Raw genomic sequence first — 19,587 nt, 5'->3', positions numbered from 1 at the left:
CATTAGATCAAATGGGGGAATATAGAGATATACCTGAAATTGGGTATTTTATATGTATAAGTTCACGTTTTAGATAAAAATAAAAACGCTGAATGAAATTATTCAGCGTTTATTGGAAAGCACTATGCATCAAATTTAAGCCAAACAAGCACTATAAAATCCGATTTCACAAACACCTACTAAAAACAATTAAGACATTTTATTGACCAAAGATTCTAATTGACGATGTAACTTTTCAAGATTTCCTCTTGGATCAAGCCACCACTCTACAGTCCATAATTGTAATATATGCCAACCTAAACCTTTTAAAACTGTTGGGCGCAGTTGATCACGATCTCGTGCGGTTGCAGCCTTGGCATAATCATCACCATCTACAAGGATGCCCGTTAAATACTGCCCTACAATTTTAGGATCTTGAATTGCAAGATCAATCCGACCTTCTCCACTCCCCACAGCTAAGTCTACTTTCCAACCTAACTGCTCTAATTGAGTTTGCAAATACAACATCAGCTCATCTTTAGATTTTTCTTTTCCAACAGACTGTGCGTAATAAGCCATCTGCCCAGTTTGTGCAAAGCTAAGGAAATCTTTTAAATCCCGTACACCTTCACTACTGGTTCGCGAGAGATCAATCTGTTCTGGACGAAGTGTAGAAAAAACATGCAAACCCTGACGTGCACGAGTAATCGCAACATTTAAACGGCGCTGTCCACCTTGACGATTTAAAGCACCAAAATTCATCAACAATTTACCGTTTTGATCTGCAGCATAAGTGATTGAGAATATAATCAGATCTCTTTCATCACCTTGTACATTTTCCAAGTTCTTCACAAATAATGGCTCGAAACCCTCTCGGCTTAATTGCTCTAACTCGGGATAATTTGCCAATTCATTGTCTAACAAATCTTCAATCAGTTTTTGCTGGGTAATATTAAATGTCACCACACCAACTGTTTGTTTAACCTCTGCCGTGAGTTGAGTCGTTAAATGCTGGATAATAAATTGCACAATCGCTTGTGCCTCTGCCTTATTGGTACGGGTATCACCTTTATCATAAACCCCTTGAACTGGGTGTAATTGAATTGCACTATCCCGAGCCACAGGTGCCGGGAACGTCAATAATTCACCCTTATAATATTTTTGATTACTAAACTGAATTAAGCTTTCATAACGACTACGATAATGCCAATTGAGCACCAATTCTGGCAATTGTGCAGCCAAGCATTCATCCAGAATACTTTCCAAATCTTCGGTAACATCCTCATCGATCGCTTCAGAATCGCCTTTTCCAAAGAAACTGGTTGGTGGCATTTGTTTATTATCACCCACAACAATCGATTGTTTGCCCCGAGCCAAAGCACCTATCGCATCCCAAACAGGAATCTGTGATGCCTCATCGAAGATCACCACATCAAACTTAGACTCAGGATCTAGATATTGAGCGACTGAAAGTGGACTCATTAACATACACGGTTTTAAACCTGTAATCACATCGGGAATTTGCTTAATTAATTCACGTACGGGTATATGCCGACGCTTTTTGCCCAACTCTTTATTGAGTAAAGCCCATTGTTTTTTAAACATTTTAGGGTTTTCAAAGATTTTATACCAACGACGGGTAATTTCCTCACTGGCAAACTGTTGATGTTCCCGATCCTGCTGCGAAAATTTCTGAATTTTTTGCTGCTGCAATTCACCATTAAACTGGTTGAGCTCAGGATGTTGACTAAACTGCTGAATAATCCATTGCCGAGCAAGATTAATATCAATTAACAATATCACATATTCTTGTCTTAACTTTTGAGCAGCATATTGCACGTTTGCTTCGGATGGCTGATGTTGTAAAAACTCGCTGAAACTTGCTAAACCCTGTTGTTTAAGTTCAGTTTTTAAACCTTGCCAATTTAGCCAATGGCGCCACTCACTTATCACAGTTTGTAATTGCCGTTGACGTGCAATAAGTTCAGCAAAAGTGATCATTGAATAGCCTTCTAAGTGTTCAGTTTGAAGCTGTTGATCGCTTAAAAACTGGCTATATATTTTTTTTAATTCATCTACATATTGGGTGATTTTCCCCAAATCGTGCTGACTTGCAAAACTCACTGCCTGCTGAATCACTGAAATTTGACTCATACGTTCTGAGAGTTGTTGTTTCAGTTGCGTCCATGCGATCGAAATATTTTCAAACTGTACCCAATCTGTCTTTTCAGCTTGCCAATAAGATTCCAAACGGTCTTTCAGCTGATTTTCAATGCTCTGGAATTGCTGCTGATAATTTTGAATATTGATCAGGATTGGCAAGTCATTTTCAACCACCATCGTTGATGGACGTTGTTTCTCCGTCTGATAACTCCGAATTAAATTTCTCAGCTGGTATTTTCCAAACCAAGACCAAGGCCAAAATTTGGCAACAGCTTCACGCCATTTAAATTCGATTTGTTTTAATTCAGCTTGGTAAATAGACGCATCATAATTAAAAATTAAGCGTGTACGGTTTTGCTGTATTTCTGTGCAAATCGCTTTTGCTTCAGAAATTTGTCGTATATCTATCGCATCAACAATTTTTAATAATTTCAAATCATGCTGCTGAGCAAAATTAAGCAATGTCTGATAAATATCGAGATCTTTTTGTAGTTGCTGTAGATTTTCCGCACGGGGAAATTGGCAACACTCTTGCCAAGCTTGTACTGAAAAATGCAACTGTGGAACCAGTTCAGCTAAACGTTGTTGTTGTTGTTGGTACTGATCTTGCCATAACAAATTCCAAATATTCTGTGGGCTTCCCTCTGCAAATCCCTTAAGTATCTCAAAAGAGGATGGGGAAATTTGTTGATATTGTAAAAATGCTTTTGTACTGAGCGCTTTTAACTGGTTGCGAGATTGTTCAGTTAACTGCTGAATGTTAAGTTCAAATCGTAAGTTGTCTATATCCCGATGTAGCAGCTCATCACTCATGGCATCAAATAAACTCCAACCAATCGGATGCTGTTGATGTAAAATATGCACATGCTGATTTAACTCATCGCGGCTTTCCACCAGTTGCTGAGAAAGCAATTGCCACGCTTGCTGGGTTTGCTTTTGCTGAACAACATAAGGATTATTGTTATTTTCGGCACGTTCACGAAGTTGATCTAAAACTTCTATTTTTTGCGCTTTTGCAGAATGTAATTGTAGACATAAATCGCCTAATCCAATCTGGTTTAAACGACGGTAAACCACATCTAAGGCCGCCATTTTTTCTGAAACAAATAATACTGATTTTCCATCTGCTAAACATTGCGCCACCATATTGGTAATCGTTTGAGATTTACCCGTACCTGGCGGTCCAGAAAGTACAAATGTTCGTCCCAATGCAGCTGACATTACCGCAGCAAGTTGCGAGGAGTCAGACGACAAGGGCGTGAATAATTGCTGAGGTTGATAGTTTTTATCGAGTTCGACTGGATGTGGAAAAGCCTCTTGTTTTTTAAATGGTTCCCGTGGTGTTTCAATCAGATGATTGACCACAGCATGTTCTTTCAGCTGTTGCATACGTAAAGATAGATCACGCCACATCAAATATTTTGAAAATGAGAACTGACCAATTGCTGCTTCAGCAGTGACTTCCCATCCTCGCATATTGACCACCGCACGGCGTACAATTTGTAATACAGCATTCACATCCACACCAGATTCATCTGTTGGCAATGGATCTAAGCCATTCATTTCCATTTCAAAGTCTTGTCTTAATAACTGCAATAAAGTTGAATTAAAGCGTGGCTCATCATCATACATCCATAACCGATAACCAGACTTAGCAGATTCGCGCGTCATTCTTACAGGAATCAATAATAATGGTGCTTTAAAGCTTCTTTGAGCTTTCTCTGACTCTTTCCATTGCAAAAATCCAATGGCTAAAAATAATGTATTTGCTCCACCTTCCTCTAATGCCGTCCGTGAAGCCCGATAAACTTCAACCAAGCGTTTATTTAAGGTTTCACTATCTAGACCACTAAATAATAGCTGTCGATGCAAATTTTCATCAATATAGTGTTGTACATGATCAGCTTCATTCTCACGTGTCATATTTTTTAAAGAAATATGCTCAATACTATGGAAGAAAAACCCTTTATTTTCTGCTAAAGCATCTTCCAAAGAGGCTAAGGTTTTCTCAGAATATTGCAAGGGAATACTTAGGCGATTATCTTTAAAGTTTAATAATTTATTTCTTAAACTTAAATCCAATAAACGCCTTAGCCAACGCTGTACGCGGGTTGCAACATTTTCACTTTCATCATAACTAGCATACTCAGGCAATGAGGCTTGTGTCCAAGTAATCTCATTATCATCAAGATTTTTTCTGACATCCAACTGCAAAGAAATCGGACGTACTCCACGTAAACGACTTTGTCGAATATCAATTGCAACATAAAACTGTTCAGTTTTTTCAGGTACTTGTAAAAAGCCCTGAGCAGATTCTATCGCTTGCTTTAAACTATTTTTTGAGGTCAGCAGTGTGGTTTCAATAAACGTAATTGCACCGAGTTCCATACATTTACGTAATGTTTGCAGATCATCAATCAAAATGTCGACGAGTGGTGTTTCATGTAGCCAAATTCCCAAAAAGCTGTGCCCCTGAATCAACATAACAATCGGATCAAGTCCGATTTGTTCCAGCAATGAACTGAGCAACATCGTACTGTCTAGGCAACATGCCATTTTTTCTTCTAAAATTTGTTTGGCAAAGCGAATCCGTTGCCCTTGTTGAATATAACTTGCAGGATTTACAATATAGCGTAAATCCTGTTCATTTAATGCCTGCCAAATCGCATTGACTTGCTGTAAAACATGTTCAGGATTTTTATCTGAATAACCATTTAAACTGCCAAGATTCTTTTCAAACAGTACTTCACTGGCACGTTTTAAAATAGGTACTAACGAAGCAGCATTAGGTTGTGAAAAACATGCCAATAGTTCAAGCGGTTGTTTTTCTCCACCCCAAGTATCGACAGTTAGAACTTGAATTTCTTGTTGATGCTCTGCCAATAAATTATCTTCTAAACTCAACCACTTAAAGCTTATACTTACTTTTATATTTTCAGATAAATTTAATAAAAAATGAATATCAAAATTCAGTTTAGGATTATTGATTTGGGTACTTTGTTGTTCATCCAACATCCCGATATGGATTTCTGTACTTTGAATAAACTCAGGATTCGCTTGAATAATAAGCTTACTCATAGGAAGTAACTTACTACTAGTTAAAGAAATACTGCGAATTAAAGGGATAGCATTCTGCTGAAAGACAAAATTTAAACTTGCGCTAGCATCGATAGAGATTTGGAATTGATTTTGTTCAACAGCATCTGACATAAAAATTTTAATCCTAGAATTTTTTTTGATTTTGAATACAATCTTTTTACTTTATACCAAATTCATTTCAATAAAAAAGCACCCGTAGGTGCTGATCTGCTTATTTTCAATCAAAAGGTTAGTAATTGTGGGTCAAACAAGTCTTTGATCATATCAGATTGCATTACCGCTATATCTTGCGCTGATAGATTTTCGACTTTATTGAAAGCAACCAATGCAGTACTTTTAGCATCATCGACAATGGCTGTAGTGCTTTGATCAATTGTTCGAGCAAGCACGTCATCAATTTGATTTGTAGTTAAATCATTGACAGAAGTATTTACCAACAATTCATCGACTGACATGGCCGTGCTGTCATGAGAATTGGTATTGTCAACCTTGATATCTTCAACTTTGTTATTCTCAAGCGCATCTTGCAGTACAGTCGCTATGCTTGTACTGAGAATAGCTGAACTGCCAGCTATAGCAGTATGATCTAAATCTGAAACATTTGAATGGAGCTGCGAAAATTGATTTTCTATTGGTGTCGATTGCCCTAATACTTGAGCGCTACTTTCTGGCTCAGAATTTAAAACACCTGACCCAATCGCATCAGCACTTTTAACTGAATCAATATTCGAATCAGCTAAATCAGCATGAAAAGCTGACGTTTCATCAAAAACTGCCATTTTTGTGGCGATTTCTATTACAGTAAATGTTCGTGCATCACTTACTAAACTGGTATTCCCTGCTTTATCCGTTTGTACAGTGGTAATACTGTGACTTCCCAGAGTTAAATCATAAGCAAAACTAAATGACCATTTACTATCTGCACCAACTGTGACCTTTCCTACCGCCTGATTATTGTCATAAATAATTAAAGTTGCTCCAACTTCTCCTGTTCCTGAAATCACAGGCCGCTTGTCATCTGTAGTCCCATTTGCAGCAACAGAACCTACAGTTGTCCCAACATCATCAACCACATCTGTGATTTTCGGACTAGCAGGCGCGGTTACATCTTTGGTACCTGTTACAGAGCTAAGCGCTGACTGATTTCCAGCTGCATCTGTTGCATATACACTGCCGACTTTTGCTTCAGTCAACGCTGTTGAAAGTGTGACAGAATAATTTCCGTTTGCATCTGTTGTTGCTGTGCCTAATAATTTATTTGCACTGTCATAAACTGAAATTTTGGAATTTGCTTCAGCGGTACCCGTGATCACAGTTCCTTCAGCATTTAAATTGGCCACGGGTTTATCTGGTGCTAAAACATCTTGTCCAGCTTTAATTTCTACAGCACTCGACTTATTTCCTGCAGCATCTTCAATTATAATTTTGCCAGTCTTGCTTGCATCTAAAGCAGGAGAAATGGTGATATTGAATTTGCCATTGGCGTCTACAACACCTGTTGCAATCACCGTACCTGTTGAATCTTGAATGATCACTTTAGCATTTACTTCTGCGGTTCCATGTATTGAAGTTCCATCTTTAAATACATCAAACTTAGGTTGATCAGGTGCTATAGTATCTTTACCGACTTCAATATTATGTTTTTCTGATTTATTACCAGATGCATCAATCGCTTCGACTGTACCAATCTGGCCTGTGGTTAAAGCAGGAGAAATAGCAACAGAAAATTGTCCCTGTGCATTGGCTTTTGCAGTACCAATCAGTTGACCCGCTGGATCATACACATTAATTATGGCATTCGCTTCTGCTTTACCAGTAACAATATTTCCTTGCTCATTTAACTGCCCCTGAGGCTCATTGGGTGCAATAGTATCTTTAGTACCCACAACAGAGGTATAGGTTGAAGCATTTCCAGCTTTGTCTTTTGCATTGATATAATAAGTATTATTGTTCAGCAAAGCCTCCGGCAGTGTCAATGAATAATTTCCATCTTTATCTACCACTGCTGTAGCAATCACTTTCTGGTTTTTATCAATTACATAAATAGTCGCACCCGCTTCAGCCGTACCCTTAATTTCAGTACCTTCTGAATTTAATGTTGCAGTCGGCGTTTTCGGTGCAATAATATCAGTAACCCCCTTTGATTGATTACTTCTACCATCATCAATCAATGCCAAACCTAAACCAATTGCAGAAGCAAGACCGACACCTGCTTTCACTGCGCTTGAAGAAAATAAATTTGAAAATGAAAACTCAGGTGTTGAATCTTCATAAGCAGAGATTTGTTGAACACCCGCAGTATTGGCACCTTCATAGAGTAAAGTCTCAAGTTTTTGCAAACCGCTATAGTCTGTAAAGTTTCCATTATCATCAAAGTGAGCAAGTGAGAAACTTCCATCCGCTTTAGGGAAAGTTAAAGAATGGGTTGTAGTTGCATTGGTTTGAAAAAATCCCTCTAAAACAATTTGCTCACCATTATTTAAACTAATAATCAGCTTATCACCTAATCGCTCTAGTGTTTTCACATCTTGTTGTGTGACACCAATTTGAATAATAGCAGGTTGATTTAAACTGACTGTTTTTGCTTGAGAATCCTGTAGTAATATTTTGTCTTGTTTTGCAGCGACGACTATTCTTGTCATTTATACCTTCTATTGATTTAAAATGTATTTTTTGAAAATTATACAGAAGGTATTTATATATACAAACGACTTAAACTAATTTCTGAATTATTTATAAAAATATAAAATTCAGATACTTAAAAAAGTAAGATAGCGCACAAAATCTTATTTAAACAATAAATATCCAGCATTCTTACTTTTGAAATATAACTTCACTATTTAGCAAATCGCTTGGACAAATTGTGGTGCAGTATCCAAAATTTCAAACCAAGCAGCTTTGTTATCGGTAAATGCATGTGAAACAATCTTGCCTTGAACAGGCTCATTTACAATACCTACACGTAATCTAACTACTTCTGGTAAGTCTAGACGCGCACTAAATAATGGGGATGCACATCTTTTACAGAACGTTCGTTTTTTATTTTCAGTGGCATAATATTCTTGAAATAGTGCCTGTCCTTGAACAATCTCTAAATCTTGAGTCTGAATAGGAGCAATCGCCACAAATGCAGTGCCTTGAGCTTTTTGGCATTGCTGACAATGACAAACAAATATTTGAGGGATTTCACTATGAATTTTCAGTTGAATACCACCACAAAGACAAGAAGCTGTATACATTTTTATTCCTTTATATTGTGAGTAAACACATTTTATCGAGCAATTTTAACACTTATAACTTATAAATAATCAAATGGATAATGTGAAAAAAGTTCAGGATGGATACGATTTACAGTATCTTGAAATTGCTCCAATCCAATCGTAGACAATGGTTTTTTATCCAAGTGCTGATCCATTGCTTGCAGAAGTAAAGCAAATTGTAAAAATTGGAAAAAGTTGACTTGCATTGACTGGAACTGATCATGCTTTAAACTCTCATCTAAATCCATGCCTAAATCATGATTATAGAATAAAATATCAAAACTATTGCGATCTAAAAACCATTCATCACCTTGCCCTGTACGACCAATTTTCCATAGTTGTTGGGATAATTTTTCCACATGCTCTGCGAAATACTGGTTTTCCTTTATCGCAGTTTCATAGCCAAATAAATCAATATCAGGGGTAATTTCAGTATCGCCACACTGTTGTAAAAATTCAAGATAATGAGGATCTGAAAGAAAAGTCACAGTACTTTGAATGGGTTGAGTTCGCGGATTTAATAGCTGAAGTATCTGTTTAAAATTGGTTTGCAGTTCAAACATTATTGCGCTCTCAAAGATTGTTTTTTGTTCTAAGTTTTTTGTTCTAGATCATCTGCTCGATAGGACTTTAAGGCCTCAATTTCAGTATAAATACTCGCTTGCAATTGATCACGAAATACAATCATATCATCCATGCTCCCAATCTGTTCAATAGATAACCGTGGCATAAATTTGAAATAGAAAGGAATCCGCTTTGGAATAATATGCTTTGGAATCGAAGGAATAACCTCACCCTGTCTAAGCAATGAACCTATTTTGGGATTTGATAATATTTTATTAAACCATTTTTGTTTGAGCAGAATATTTACATCGAAAGCCAAATCAAAAACTTCATCACCACCTAAAGCCACAAAAGGAGCTATTTCATAACCAAATTCCTGAGCCAACTTTAAGAAACCAAAGCGTTGCTTCCAGATCAATTGATAAGCTTCACCTTTGCGTTTAATAACTTCTCGACCACCTCCTGGAAAAACCAAAATCGAATAGCCTTGTCGCATCGCTTCTTTGGCATATTCTTGTACGCCATCAACCCCACCGACACGTTTAACTACCTCTTTCCAAATCGGAATATGAAAATGGATATGATCAGCTAAACTAACCACAGCGATTTTATGCTCTGTAAATAAATAATCAATCAGAATCGGAGAATCTAAAACACCATAGATGGTGTGATTACCGACATACATGGCTGGTTTATTCGGTACTAAATTTTCAGTACCTAAAAATGTTGGACGAAAGTAAAAGCGCTGTAAGCTGCTTATTAATCGAATTAGTTTAGCGTTGTGGCGTATTTTCAAGGTTTTTTCAGTCATGTTGTATCTCTACAAAATACTTTTCAACATTTTTTGATCTTACCATTAAGTGTATGACTGCTCCTTTTTCAGGGAAGAGCTTTGAACAAATAAAATAAGTTAAATTTTGGATAATCCCCCCTTCTTTTCAAAGTAGCTGAACTATGCTTTTAGCGACGCAAGGGGGGGAGATTTTATAAAATTATGATTTAAGCAACGTGCTTTTGTACAAGAATTGAACCCACAGAATAACCTGCACCAAATGAACATAGCACACCATATTCACCATCATTCACCTGATCCGCACTACGATGTAATGCAATGATCACACCTGCTGAAGACGTATTGGCAAACTCATCTAAAATGATTGGTACCAAATCAGGATCTGCTTCTGCAACTTCTTTGCCGACAATGAGTTTTAAAATTAATTCATTCATATTGGCATTGGCTTGATGTAGCCAAAAACGTTTTACATTTTCAGGTTGAATACTGTTCTTTTCCAATTGTGTGGAAATAATTTTCGCAACCAATGGACACACTTCTTTAAATACTTTGCGACCATCTTGACGAAATTGCTTATCATCACGAGAAGTTAATTCTGAACCATTTAAGAAACCAAAATTATTTCGGATGTTATTGGAGAATTGGGTAAACAAATGGGTATCTACGATTTCAAACCCTGTTTTGCTATCCGTTTCTTCAATAATTGAAGCTGTTGCAACATCGCCAAAAATAAAATGGCAGTCACGTGAACGATAGTCAGTATGGCCTGAGGTAATTTCCACATTGACCAATAACACACGACGTGCACCCGTTTTTACAGCATCGTAGGCTTGTTTCAAACCAAATGTAGCAGCTGAACACGCCACATTCATGTCGTAGGCATAGCCCTGAATCCCCAATGCAGTTTGAATTTCAATTGCAACAGCAGGATAAGCACGTTGTAAATTTGAACAAGCTAAAATCACCACATCAATGTCTTCTGCAGTTACGCCTGCATTTTCCATCGCTTGTTTTGCCGCAATCACGCCCCACTCAGCTTGGATTGAAAGCTCTTCATCTGAACGTTCTTCTAAACGAGGACGTAAACGATTAATGTCTAGGACACCTGATTTTTCAATCACATAACGACGCTTTACACCTGATGCTTTTTCAATAAATTCTGCACTTGAACCACGACGGGCAACAACTTCACCCGCTTCAATTTTTTCAGCATTTTCACTGTTAAATTGTTCCACATAAGCATTTAAACAATCCACCAATTCTTCATTGGTAATCACTTCTTCAGGATGGTACAAACCTGTACCTGTAATACGGATGCCCATGTAAAACTCCTTTTTAAATTCACAAATATTTCAAATTATTTCTATTCTAACCGATTCCAAGCTTTTCCCATACTTTTTGTATTCTGGTTGACGAAATCGGCATCTTGGTTTTCATTGGTTGAGAAAATAATGAAATACGTAGTTCCTCAACCATGAAGTAGACTTCTTTAACACGGACATCCGACTTAAACTTAAACAGTTTATCCATCCAAGGATCTACTTCTTTAATTGCAGCATCATCACGATTTAGATTATTCGGCAATCGATCTAAACGCAATAACAATGCTTTTAAATAACGAGGATATTCCTGCCAAATATCTGAAGATTTTGAATAAACAAAATTGGATAAGTTCATTAAATCGAGTTGATCCTCAATATCATTCATATTTTTAGCAAATACATCTTGATCCAGCATCAACAATTGCTGGCGTATTTCCTGCCATTGAATATAAATTTCACTGATCAACTTTAATGCTTCCTGACCATAACTTAAAAATGACTTTTTCACATCTGCCATGACTATCGCAAATTCTTCAGCATTAATTGGTAAATCTTGAATTGCCATTTGTAATGTTGCGTACACCAACATTTGCTCAAGTTGTGCTTTATCGCCCAAAGGAGAATATGCCAATGCCAGTGGCTTGGAAATTTGCTTTTTCAATTGACGAATCAAATCCCCCAATTGCATATGAATCAAACGAATTACGCCTTCACGATGCTGTTTAATCGCTTCACTTTGATCATTAAAGGTCTGAATCACAATACCAGAATCATCTTTCAACTCTAACTTAGCAAAGTCTTTGCTTGGAACCAGTGCCTGATATTGTTTAACCACAACCCCAGTTACTTTCTGAGATGCTTCAAATACAAAGCTTTCAGGAAAAGTAGTAAACTCACCTTTTAACTGTTTGACAGGACTGTGTGTTTCAGTTCGACAACGTGCTTTAAGTTCTGCAAGATCACGGCCTTTTTCAATCACGCGACCTTTTTCATCAATTACTTTGATAAATGGAATTAAGAATTGATCAATACGTTCAAAAGAAAAATCTTTATTGGTAATTTGTTCACCACGTAATTGAAATGCCAAAAACTCAAAAATATGCTGACGCAAATGTTGCGCATCGACTGCTTTGATCAATTTATTGGCTGTATCTGGAATCGGCACCAAGTTACGACGTTTATCTTTTGGTAAGGCTTTTAATAAAGCTTCGATTAAATCCAAACGCCAACCCGGAATCCCCCAAGACCAAATATTTTCATCAACTTGAGCTAAGGCCTGTACAGGAATTTTTACAGTTGCGCCATCTTCATCATGACTTGGATCAAAACGATAGCTGGCAGCTAAACGCAATTGTCCATTATGTAAATAATCTGGAAATTGCTGTGTGGTTGGACGATCATTCATCCATAAATCATCATCATCAACAAAAAGATAACGAGGATTCTGCGGTTCTACTGTTGCTCGCCAATCTTCAAAGCTACGACGGCTGGCAATTTCCGTAGGCACTTTAGCGGCATAAAACTGATAAATGGTTTCTTCATCGACGACTAAATCACGACGACGCAGTTTGTCTTCTACCCGCTCCACTTCTTCAAGCTTTAATAGGTTGTGTTTTAAGAATGGTGGCGTTGTTCCCAAGTTTCCTGTAGTTAGCGCATCTCTTAAGAAAATTTCATGTGCAGCCAACTGGTCCACTTTTTCATAATTGGTGGCACGTTTCGGTTCAATGATCAGTCCAAATAATGAAATCTGATCATAAGCATTGACCACACCCGGTTTTTTCGCCCAATGTGGCTCAAAATAATGATGTTTTAATAAGTTCGGTGCAGCCAAAAGAATCCACTCAGGCTCAATTTTTGCCAGTGTGCGTAAATACACCTGTGAGGTTTCGACCATTTCAAATGCCATTACCCATGGGGTATTGGTTTTATGTAAGGTTGATGCAGGAAAAATTCGGGCTTTTTGCTGACGAACTGCCATGAAAATATTACGTTCGTCAGTTTTATTGGCAATAAAGGACAATAGTCCTGTCAATAAGGCACGGTGTAAATTTTCATAACTGGCCTGCTTTTCATTGAATGAAAGTTTTAAACCTTGTGCTAAATCCAGTAATTGTTCATGAGTTTTCTTCCACTCACGTAAGCGCAACCAGCTAAGAAAATGCTGTTTGGCAAAATTACGTCTTTTGCTTTCACTCAAAGTTTCACGATTTTCAGTCAGTGTATTCCACAGTTTAATATAAAATAGAAAATCTGAATCTGCTTCTTTAAATAATGCATGTTTTTGATCCGCCTGCATTTGCTTATCAGCAGGACGCTCGCGTGGGTCTTGTACTGCAAGCGCAGCAACAATAATCAAAACTTCATTCAGTACCCCAAAATGAGCGCCACCAAGAATCATACGTGCAAGGCGTGGGTCTATTGGCATTTTTGCCATTTGTAGACCGATTTTGGTTAAACTGTTATTTTGAAGTTCGGCTTTTTTAGTAGCAGGTTGAGCAAGGTTTTTTGCTTTAGCATCACCTACAGCTCCCTGCTTGGAAACCGCAATTTCATTTTGTGCCATTGCTTGAGGAAGATTATTTGAATTTTGCGTGTCATGGATAGCACCTAATTCAATCAGCAACTTACGCCCATCGTTGACCAAACGATAGTCTGGTGGCTCAATAAAATCAAAATCTTCTACAGCACCTAAACCGAGACTTTGCATCTGTAAAATAACCGATGCTAAATTGGTCCGTTTAATTTCTGGTTCAGTAAAATCTGGACGACTTTGAAAATCATCTTCACTGTATAAGCGAATGCAAACACCTGGTGCAATACGACCACATCGCCCTTTACGCTGATTTGCAGCAGCTTGAGAAATAGCTTCAATCGGTAAACGCTGTACCCGTGAACGATAGTTATAGCGAGAAATACGTGCAAAACCACTGTCGATCACATAACGAATATTCGGTACAGTCAATGCTGTTTCAGCAACGTTTGTCGCGATGATAATACGTCGACCACCACCAGATGGATTAAAGATTTTCTGCTGTTCTGCCAAAGCTAAACGAGCATATAAAGGTAAAATTTGCGTGTGTTTAGGACCAAATTTTTGTAAGGTCTCTTGTAGTTCTCGAATTTCTTGTTCAGTACTTGAGAAAATAAGAATATCCGCATGTTCAGGATGTCCCTTAGACTCAGCATCCTTAAAACATTCTTCTACAGCTTGTACCACTGCGCGTGGTAAATTTTCTTCAAACTCATCAAAGTCATCATCATCACTACCGCCGATCGTCATCTCTGAAATCGGACGATAACGCAGTTCTACTGGAAAGCTACGTCCTTCCACTTCAAAAATTGGTGCACCATTAAAATATTCGCTAAAGCGATTCACATCTAATGTCGCTGAAGTAATAATGATTTTTAAATCAGGGCGCTTTTTGACCAGTTGCTTCAGGTAACCCATGATGAAATCAATATTTAATGAACGCTCATGTGCTTCATCAATAATAATCGTGTCATATTTATTTAAATAACGATCATTAGAAAGTTCAGCAAGTAGAATACCATCCGTCATTAAGCGAACGATCGAATCATTTGATCCTTGCTCATTAAAACGCACTTTAAAACTGATGCTTTCACCCAGCTTTTCACCAACTTCTTCAGCAATTCGTTGCGATACGCTCCGTGCTGCCAGACGACGAGGCTGAGTATGACCAATCATCCCAGTTAAACCACGACCTGCAAGCATTGCAATCTGTGGTAATTGCGTAGTTTTACCAGAACCCGTTTCCCCTGCAACAATAATAATCTGATGCTTCTGAATCGCTTCAATCAGTTTATCTGCATACTGGGTAACCGGTAGATCCTGATTGAGTTTGATTGTCGGTAGACTGGCTAATCTTTTTTTGACTTGATGATTTGATTTCTCAAACAATTCTTGGAATTTTTCAGGATGAGCATCTTTTCCTTTTTTCAGTCGATTTAAACGATGGCGATCTCGTACCATAACCCATTGATCGACATTTAACTGATTTGGCACAGATGCATTATCCTAATACTTAAAATTGAACGGAATATTTTACGCTGTAAAGCACAGGAGAGATAGTCCAATCAAAGTGAATTCACCATTGTGTTATACATGTATTATAAAAATAATATTTAAAAGGTGCTAAAGTTTACTCAACTACGCAACTGGCTGTGGTTGCAAATATTCATATAGACGTAGATCTGTTGCTATATGATCTACAAAACTAGCTAGCTTGAAGTGATGCCCAAGCACAAAACAGCAGTCCCTGTATCATTTGCTCGATGCACAACATTGAAATGTGATGTAGTTAAAGTTCAATTTATCTTATATGAACAAATTCTATACATTGAAATAAATTTTATATCTTTTTTAGAAATCACCCTTGAAATATAGCCCCAGAAGCATCATGTTTGTAACAGATTAAAAAAGGATGCTTTGTCATTCAAACATCATCTTGATTTGCTTTAGTTGATGAAACTCTGACAAAACAACGGTTTTTGGTGAAATGTATCTGGAGCACGTTAATTTGATTTTCCGATCTTAGCGATAAAAAAATACTATTTCCCCAATAACCTGAAATTCATTATTCTAGTTAAATATTAGATAAACACCTCAATCATGGAGATAATGATGAGCTTAATTAATACTGAAGTTAAACCATTTAAAGCACAAGCTTTCCAAAACGGCCAATTCATTGAAGTTACAGAAGCCGATCTTAAAGGTAAATGGTCTGTAGTTTTCTTCTATCCAGCAGACTTCACTTTTGTTTGCCCAACAGAACTTGGTGATCTTGCAGACAACTATGCTGAATTCAAAAAATTAGGCGTTGAAATCTACTCTGTTTCTACAGATACACACTTCACGCACAAAGCTTGGCACGATTCTTCTGAAGAAATCAAAAAAATTGAATATGTAATGGTTGGTGACCCAACTTGGGTTCTTGCTAAAAACTTCGAAGTTTTAATTGAATCTGCTGGTCTTGCTGATCGTGGTACTTTCGTTATCGATCCTGAAGGTAAAATCCAAATCATCGAAATCAATGCTGGTGGTATTGGTCGTGATGCTTCTGAACTTCTTCGTAAAGTTAAAGCAGCTCAATACGTTCACGGTCATCCTGGCGAAGTTTGCCCAGCTAAATGGAAAGAAGGTGATGCAACTCTTGCACCTTCAATCGACTTAGTCGGTAAAATCTAATTCTTGAATTAGATTAAACCCATAAAAAAACCACGCTTTTTAGCGTGGTTTTTTTACATTGGATTTTATGTGCAGGTTTTTGCGTTTATAGGTTTTTATTTAATGAGACCAAATTGCAATTTCATATCCGTCTAAATCTTTAAAATGAAAACGACGCCCACCAGGAAAACTAAAGATCTCTTGTACGATAGTTGCTCCTGCCTCTTTCACACACGCTAAGCTTTGTTCTAACTGGATACTATATAAGACAATTAATGCCCCACCAGAACTTTGCACATTGTCAGATTGGGTAAAGCCACCTTTTATCTCCCCTGAATCAAACTCACAATATGCAGGACCAAAGTCAGTAAAAGTCCAGCCTAAGTTTTGATAAAACTTTTTGCTTTGGAGGATGTCTTTCACCTTAAATTCAATATAGTTTATTGAAGTTTTTTGACGAGACGCTGACTGATCCATATCTGTTTCACCATAAATTTATAAAATATTTTTTTAATAAAAAAACAAAGCATTAGCATATAAAAAATGCATTTAAACCACTGGATTTAGAATAGCGTAATTATTTTTGCGTTGTTTTGCTCAAACGATCAACTTGCTTAAGTAGCTCAGGAATACGGTATTTCCCATACATGGACTGCACATTGTGTTTCGCTTTCGCTAATTCTATTCCGATGGCAGAGACATATAAGGGCTTAACACTTTGTCCACGTAGAATTTCAAATTCCTTTGGCGTTCCCCTAAATTCATTTTTAGCCACTCCAATTACAGGAGTTTTATCAGCTAAGGCAGTATATAAATGCTGTCCTAAACCAACTGTTTGTTCAACACCTAAATAAACATAGCCATCAATCACAATCATATCAATGGTTTCTTTCACCAAATCCAATAATTTTAAAATACACGGCAATTCACGTTTATAAAATTGACCTGACTCATAGTCAGCAATTGGCTTGATGGTGATAAGGTAATGGTTCGATATACTAGAACTCGTCCAAGACTCAAATACAATGCCAGCAACTTGTGCAGCGTTTTCTGTATAGGCAACATCTATTGCAAGAATCATAATCTATCCCTAAATTATTAAAAAACTCGTTATCTCGTTTAATTATGATTTTTAAGCGTTTATCTTGCAAAAATACGCAATGTCAAAATATGAATAACCTTATCAAAACAATCATTAGGATTTTTACAAAACCACTATACATTTCTTTAAGTGAATAGACTAATTTCAAAAGATACAGAATATTTTTTCTGTAAAACAATCAAAAGTTTAAGGGGTTGCTTATGGGATCTATGATTACCGTGACTTCTTGGAAGTATAATGCTTCTTCACGGTATTTAAAAATTTTTTATAACAATGGTTCTGGTGAACTTTACCATCCCGTACCAGAATTTATATACAATAATTTACTACGATGTAGTGATAAAACAGCATTCGTGCATAAATACCTAGAATATGATTTACATTTTAAAAGGCTTTCAATTTTATAATTTTAGAGCGGCGCTTTTAAAGTAAAGTCAGGGAGATTTCTCCCTGATATAAAAACTGTGTTAGTTTTTTAATGTCACCATAAACAGACCTGACCCGATCGACAAGGTTGTTGTCATAAACCTTTCATCTTGTTTAACTTCTTTGATAAAGCTTTTAACTTCAGCCGCATGTGATATTACGTTATCAACAATCAAAACTCCGCCATGCTCTACAAGCATCTTCTGTAGATATACCCAGTAATTTAAATAAGCATTGCGTTCAGCATCAAGTAGAATAAAGTCATATTGTTCCTGACACTGTTCTAAGTATTTTTGCGCATCCCCCACCCAAAAATCGATCACGTCATCAACTTTTAACTCTTGAGCATGCAGTTGTGCTTGCTGAGTTCTTTTTTCATCGATCTCAAGCGTTGTCACCTTCGCACCTGTCACTTTGGCTGCATCCGCAAGCCACAATGTAGAATAACCTGTTGATGTTCCGATCTCTAAAATTTTCTTAGACTGCTGAATTCGCACTTGCATGGCTAAAAACAATGCTGATTCAGGTTCGATATTTCGATAGCGTTTAATACGATCACACTGTGTGGCATCAAACTTAATAAAGGATTGATATAGTTCATTCAATCGTTGCAAAAATGGGTTACTTAAACTCATGTTTAGATCTTCCTTTTCACTATCATTGTTATTATTTCAATCATTTACGTCATTGCTATGACAATACATAGCTTTTGACAAGTTACATCGTTACGGTTTATTACATGACTTAATCAACCTATAAAGTCTAACGCATATGGATTAAACAGCATGTAAAAATTCAAATCTCGCTTGGACTTGACCATCTTCTAATGTGACTTGCTCACAAAACATTTCATAAGGTCGAACCCAGATTGAATAATCCTCATATAAACATTGGTAAACCACAACTTTTTCACGGGTTTCACTATGCGTTGCGACATGAAAGACTTGGTATAAATTACCTTTATAATGTTTATAAATTCCAGCTTTTAACATGAATGCTCAACACAATAAATACGATACTTATGTTATACAGGATAGTAAAAGAAAAAACTCGTCCGAGGACGAGTTTTTTAAGCTTTTCAGTTTTTAAATTAAGAAAAATCTAAGCCTTTTTCAAATGCTTTTAACTCGTGACGAGCCATTGCTAAGTTTGATTTAGAACGATCTAAAACCAGATAAAGAAATAAATTTTCATTTGAATCAAGTGGACGAATCAAGTGATACTGCTTACCTAATGTAATTAAAATATCTTCAATTACATCATCTAATTTTAGTGCTTTTGCAACTTTACGCTTAGCACGAACAACTTCAGTATTACCTGCTGCTGCTAATTCTAAGTCTAAACCTGCACCCGCAGTCGCTAAAGATAAACCACTTTCGCTATCTACTAATGCAGCACAAACGAAACCATCGATATCAGTTAATTGATCTAGTGTGATACGAGCCATGAGCATCCCCGTTGCTTTCAACATTGTTGTTCGTTTTAGCAATTCAATTTTTATTTTGCTTTACTAAAACACTTTACTATATAGCTAAAAATTTTCATTTCTAACTAACATGGATAAATTAGTATTCTTTTTGAATACCCATTTAATTTTATTTGATAATCAATTTTAATTAATTATTTCCACACTCATTTAAATAGCATAAAAAATATTAATTATTCAATAGAAATTTAAAAAATAAATAACT

General features: G+C 36.7%; 14 protein-coding genes. 2 read left to right on the top strand and 12 right to left on the bottom strand.

The genetic code is table 11. The annotated features are described in order from the left end of the window. Positions 1–189: 189 nt before the first annotated feature. The 7 genes from proA to AC4CUY_RS06410 all read right to left on the bottom strand — a co-directional run bounded on the left by proA (position 190) and on the right by AC4CUY_RS06410 (position 15,207). Positions 190–5,352, bottom strand: a complete 5,163-nt coding sequence (gene proA / locus AC4CUY_RS06440) for an anti-phage protein ProA (RefSeq protein WP_490773832.1) — start codon at positions 5,350–5,352, stop codon at positions 190–192. Between the two features lie 110 nt (positions 5,353–5,462). After that, entirely contained in the window at positions 5,463–7,883 is a 2,421-nt protein-coding gene (gene blp2, locus AC4CUY_RS06435) for an Ig-like repeat protein Blp2 (protein ID WP_490773831.1), read from the bottom strand. A gap of 198 nt (positions 7,884–8,081) precedes the next feature. Then, complete coding sequence (locus AC4CUY_RS06430; protein ID WP_419328840.1) at positions 8,082–8,480, bottom strand: GFA family protein; 399 nt, start codon at positions 8,478–8,480, stop codon at positions 8,082–8,084. A 59-nt stretch (positions 8,481–8,539) separates the two neighbouring features. Then, the gene (locus AC4CUY_RS06425; protein WP_419328839.1) at positions 8,540–9,064 is read right to left on the bottom strand and encodes a hypothetical protein; all 525 of its coding nucleotides are present in this window, start codon (positions 9,062–9,064) and stop codon (positions 8,540–8,542) included. 29 nt (positions 9,065–9,093) lie between these two features. Beyond that, a complete protein-coding gene (locus AC4CUY_RS06420; protein ID WP_336954532.1) occupies positions 9,094–9,876 on the bottom strand; it encodes a lysophospholipid acyltransferase family protein in 783 nt (260 codons plus the stop codon). A 188-nt stretch (positions 9,877–10,064) separates the two neighbouring features. Continuing rightward, entirely contained in the window at positions 10,065–11,180 is a 1,116-nt protein-coding gene (locus AC4CUY_RS06415; RefSeq protein ID WP_004721819.1) for a beta-ketoacyl-ACP synthase III, read from the bottom strand. Positions 11,181–11,226: 46 nt separating this feature from the next. After that, positions 11,227–15,207, bottom strand: a complete 3,981-nt coding sequence (locus AC4CUY_RS06410; RefSeq protein ID WP_490773830.1) for a DUF3418 domain-containing protein — start codon at positions 15,205–15,207, stop codon at positions 11,227–11,229. A 618-nt stretch (positions 15,208–15,825) separates the two neighbouring features. Between AC4CUY_RS06410 and ahpC the strand changes: the two genes are divergently transcribed. After that, a complete protein-coding gene (gene ahpC, locus AC4CUY_RS06405) occupies positions 15,826–16,389 on the top strand; it encodes an alkyl hydroperoxide reductase subunit C (RefSeq protein ID WP_004721823.1) in 564 nt (187 codons plus the stop codon). 99 nt (positions 16,390–16,488) lie between these two features. Here ahpC and AC4CUY_RS06400 read toward each other — a convergent pair whose 3' ends face one another. After that, entirely contained in the window at positions 16,489–16,845 is a 357-nt protein-coding gene (locus AC4CUY_RS06400) for a VOC family protein (RefSeq protein WP_336954530.1), read from the bottom strand. Between the two features lie 100 nt (positions 16,846–16,945). Next, complete coding sequence (locus tag AC4CUY_RS06395; RefSeq protein ID WP_336954529.1) at positions 16,946–17,449, bottom strand: endonuclease V; 504 nt, start codon at positions 17,447–17,449, stop codon at positions 16,946–16,948. Positions 17,450–17,670: 221 nt separating this feature from the next. Here AC4CUY_RS06395 and AC4CUY_RS06390 point away from each other — a divergent pair, with 221 nt between their 5' ends. Beyond that, positions 17,671–17,877, top strand: a complete 207-nt coding sequence (locus AC4CUY_RS06390) for a KTSC domain-containing protein (RefSeq protein WP_004721830.1) — start codon at positions 17,671–17,673, stop codon at positions 17,875–17,877. 60 nt (positions 17,878–17,937) lie between these two features. On the opposite strand, the gene AC4CUY_RS06385 is transcribed toward AC4CUY_RS06390, so the two are convergent. From AC4CUY_RS06385 to AC4CUY_RS06375, 3 genes are all read right to left on the bottom strand, one after another. Next, a complete protein-coding gene (locus tag AC4CUY_RS06385) occupies positions 17,938–18,531 on the bottom strand; it encodes an O-methyltransferase (protein ID WP_336954528.1) in 594 nt (197 codons plus the stop codon). Positions 18,532–18,672: 141 nt separating this feature from the next. Continuing rightward, complete coding sequence (locus AC4CUY_RS06380; protein WP_336954526.1) at positions 18,673–18,888, bottom strand: DUF1653 domain-containing protein; 216 nt, start codon at positions 18,886–18,888, stop codon at positions 18,673–18,675. A 98-nt stretch (positions 18,889–18,986) separates the two neighbouring features. Next, entirely contained in the window at positions 18,987–19,343 is a 357-nt protein-coding gene (locus AC4CUY_RS06375; RefSeq protein WP_004721834.1) for a hypothetical protein, read from the bottom strand. Between the last annotated feature and the right edge of the window lie 244 nt (positions 19,344–19,587).

It is taken from the genome of Acinetobacter sp. 778_lipA (genome assembly GCF_058242985.1).
The sequence above is the reverse complement of the archived record's forward strand: the minus strand, read 5'-3'. Positions and strand labels throughout refer to the sequence as shown.

Excerpts from the sequence above, each read along its gene's own strand:
- AC4CUY_RS06425 (WP_419328839.1), bottom strand. The coding sequence starts at position 9,064 with ATGTTTGAACTGCAAACCAATTTTAAACAGATACTTCAGCTATTAAAT.
- AC4CUY_RS06385 (WP_336954528.1), bottom strand. The coding sequence starts at position 18,531 with ATGAGTTTAAGTAACCCATTTTTGCAACGATTGAATGAACTATATCAA.
- AC4CUY_RS06430 (WP_419328840.1), bottom strand. The coding sequence starts at position 8,480 with ATGTATACAGCTTCTTGTCTTTGTGGTGGTATTCAACTGAAAATTCAT.
- AC4CUY_RS06400 (WP_336954530.1), bottom strand. The coding sequence starts at position 16,845 with ATGGATCAGTCAGCGTCTCGTCAAAAAACTTCAATAAACTATATTGAA.
- AC4CUY_RS06415 (WP_004721819.1), bottom strand. The coding sequence starts at position 11,180 with ATGGGCATCCGTATTACAGGTACAGGTTTGTACCATCCTGAAGAAGTG.
- AC4CUY_RS06375 (WP_004721834.1), bottom strand. The coding sequence starts at position 19,343 with ATGGCTCGTATCACACTAGATCAATTAACTGATATCGATGGTTTCGTT.
- AC4CUY_RS06420 (WP_336954532.1), bottom strand. The coding sequence starts at position 9,876 with ATGACTGAAAAAACCTTGAAAATACGCCACAACGCTAAACTAATTCGA.
- AC4CUY_RS06395 (WP_336954529.1), bottom strand. The coding sequence starts at position 17,449 with ATGATTCTTGCAATAGATGTTGCCTATACAGAAAACGCTGCACAAGTT.
- AC4CUY_RS06380 (WP_336954526.1), bottom strand. The coding sequence starts at position 18,888 with ATGTTAAAAGCTGGAATTTATAAACATTATAAAGGTAATTTATACCAA.
- proA (WP_490773832.1), bottom strand. The coding sequence starts at position 5,352 with ATGTCAGATGCTGTTGAACAAAATCAATTCCAAATCTCTATCGATGCT.
- AC4CUY_RS06390 (WP_004721830.1), top strand. The coding sequence starts at position 17,671 with ATGGGATCTATGATTACCGTGACTTCTTGGAAGTATAATGCTTCTTCA.
- ahpC (WP_004721823.1), top strand. The coding sequence starts at position 15,826 with ATGAGCTTAATTAATACTGAAGTTAAACCATTTAAAGCACAAGCTTTC.
- blp2 (WP_490773831.1), bottom strand. The coding sequence starts at position 7,883 with ATGACAAGAATAGTCGTCGCTGCAAAACAAGACAAAATATTACTACAG.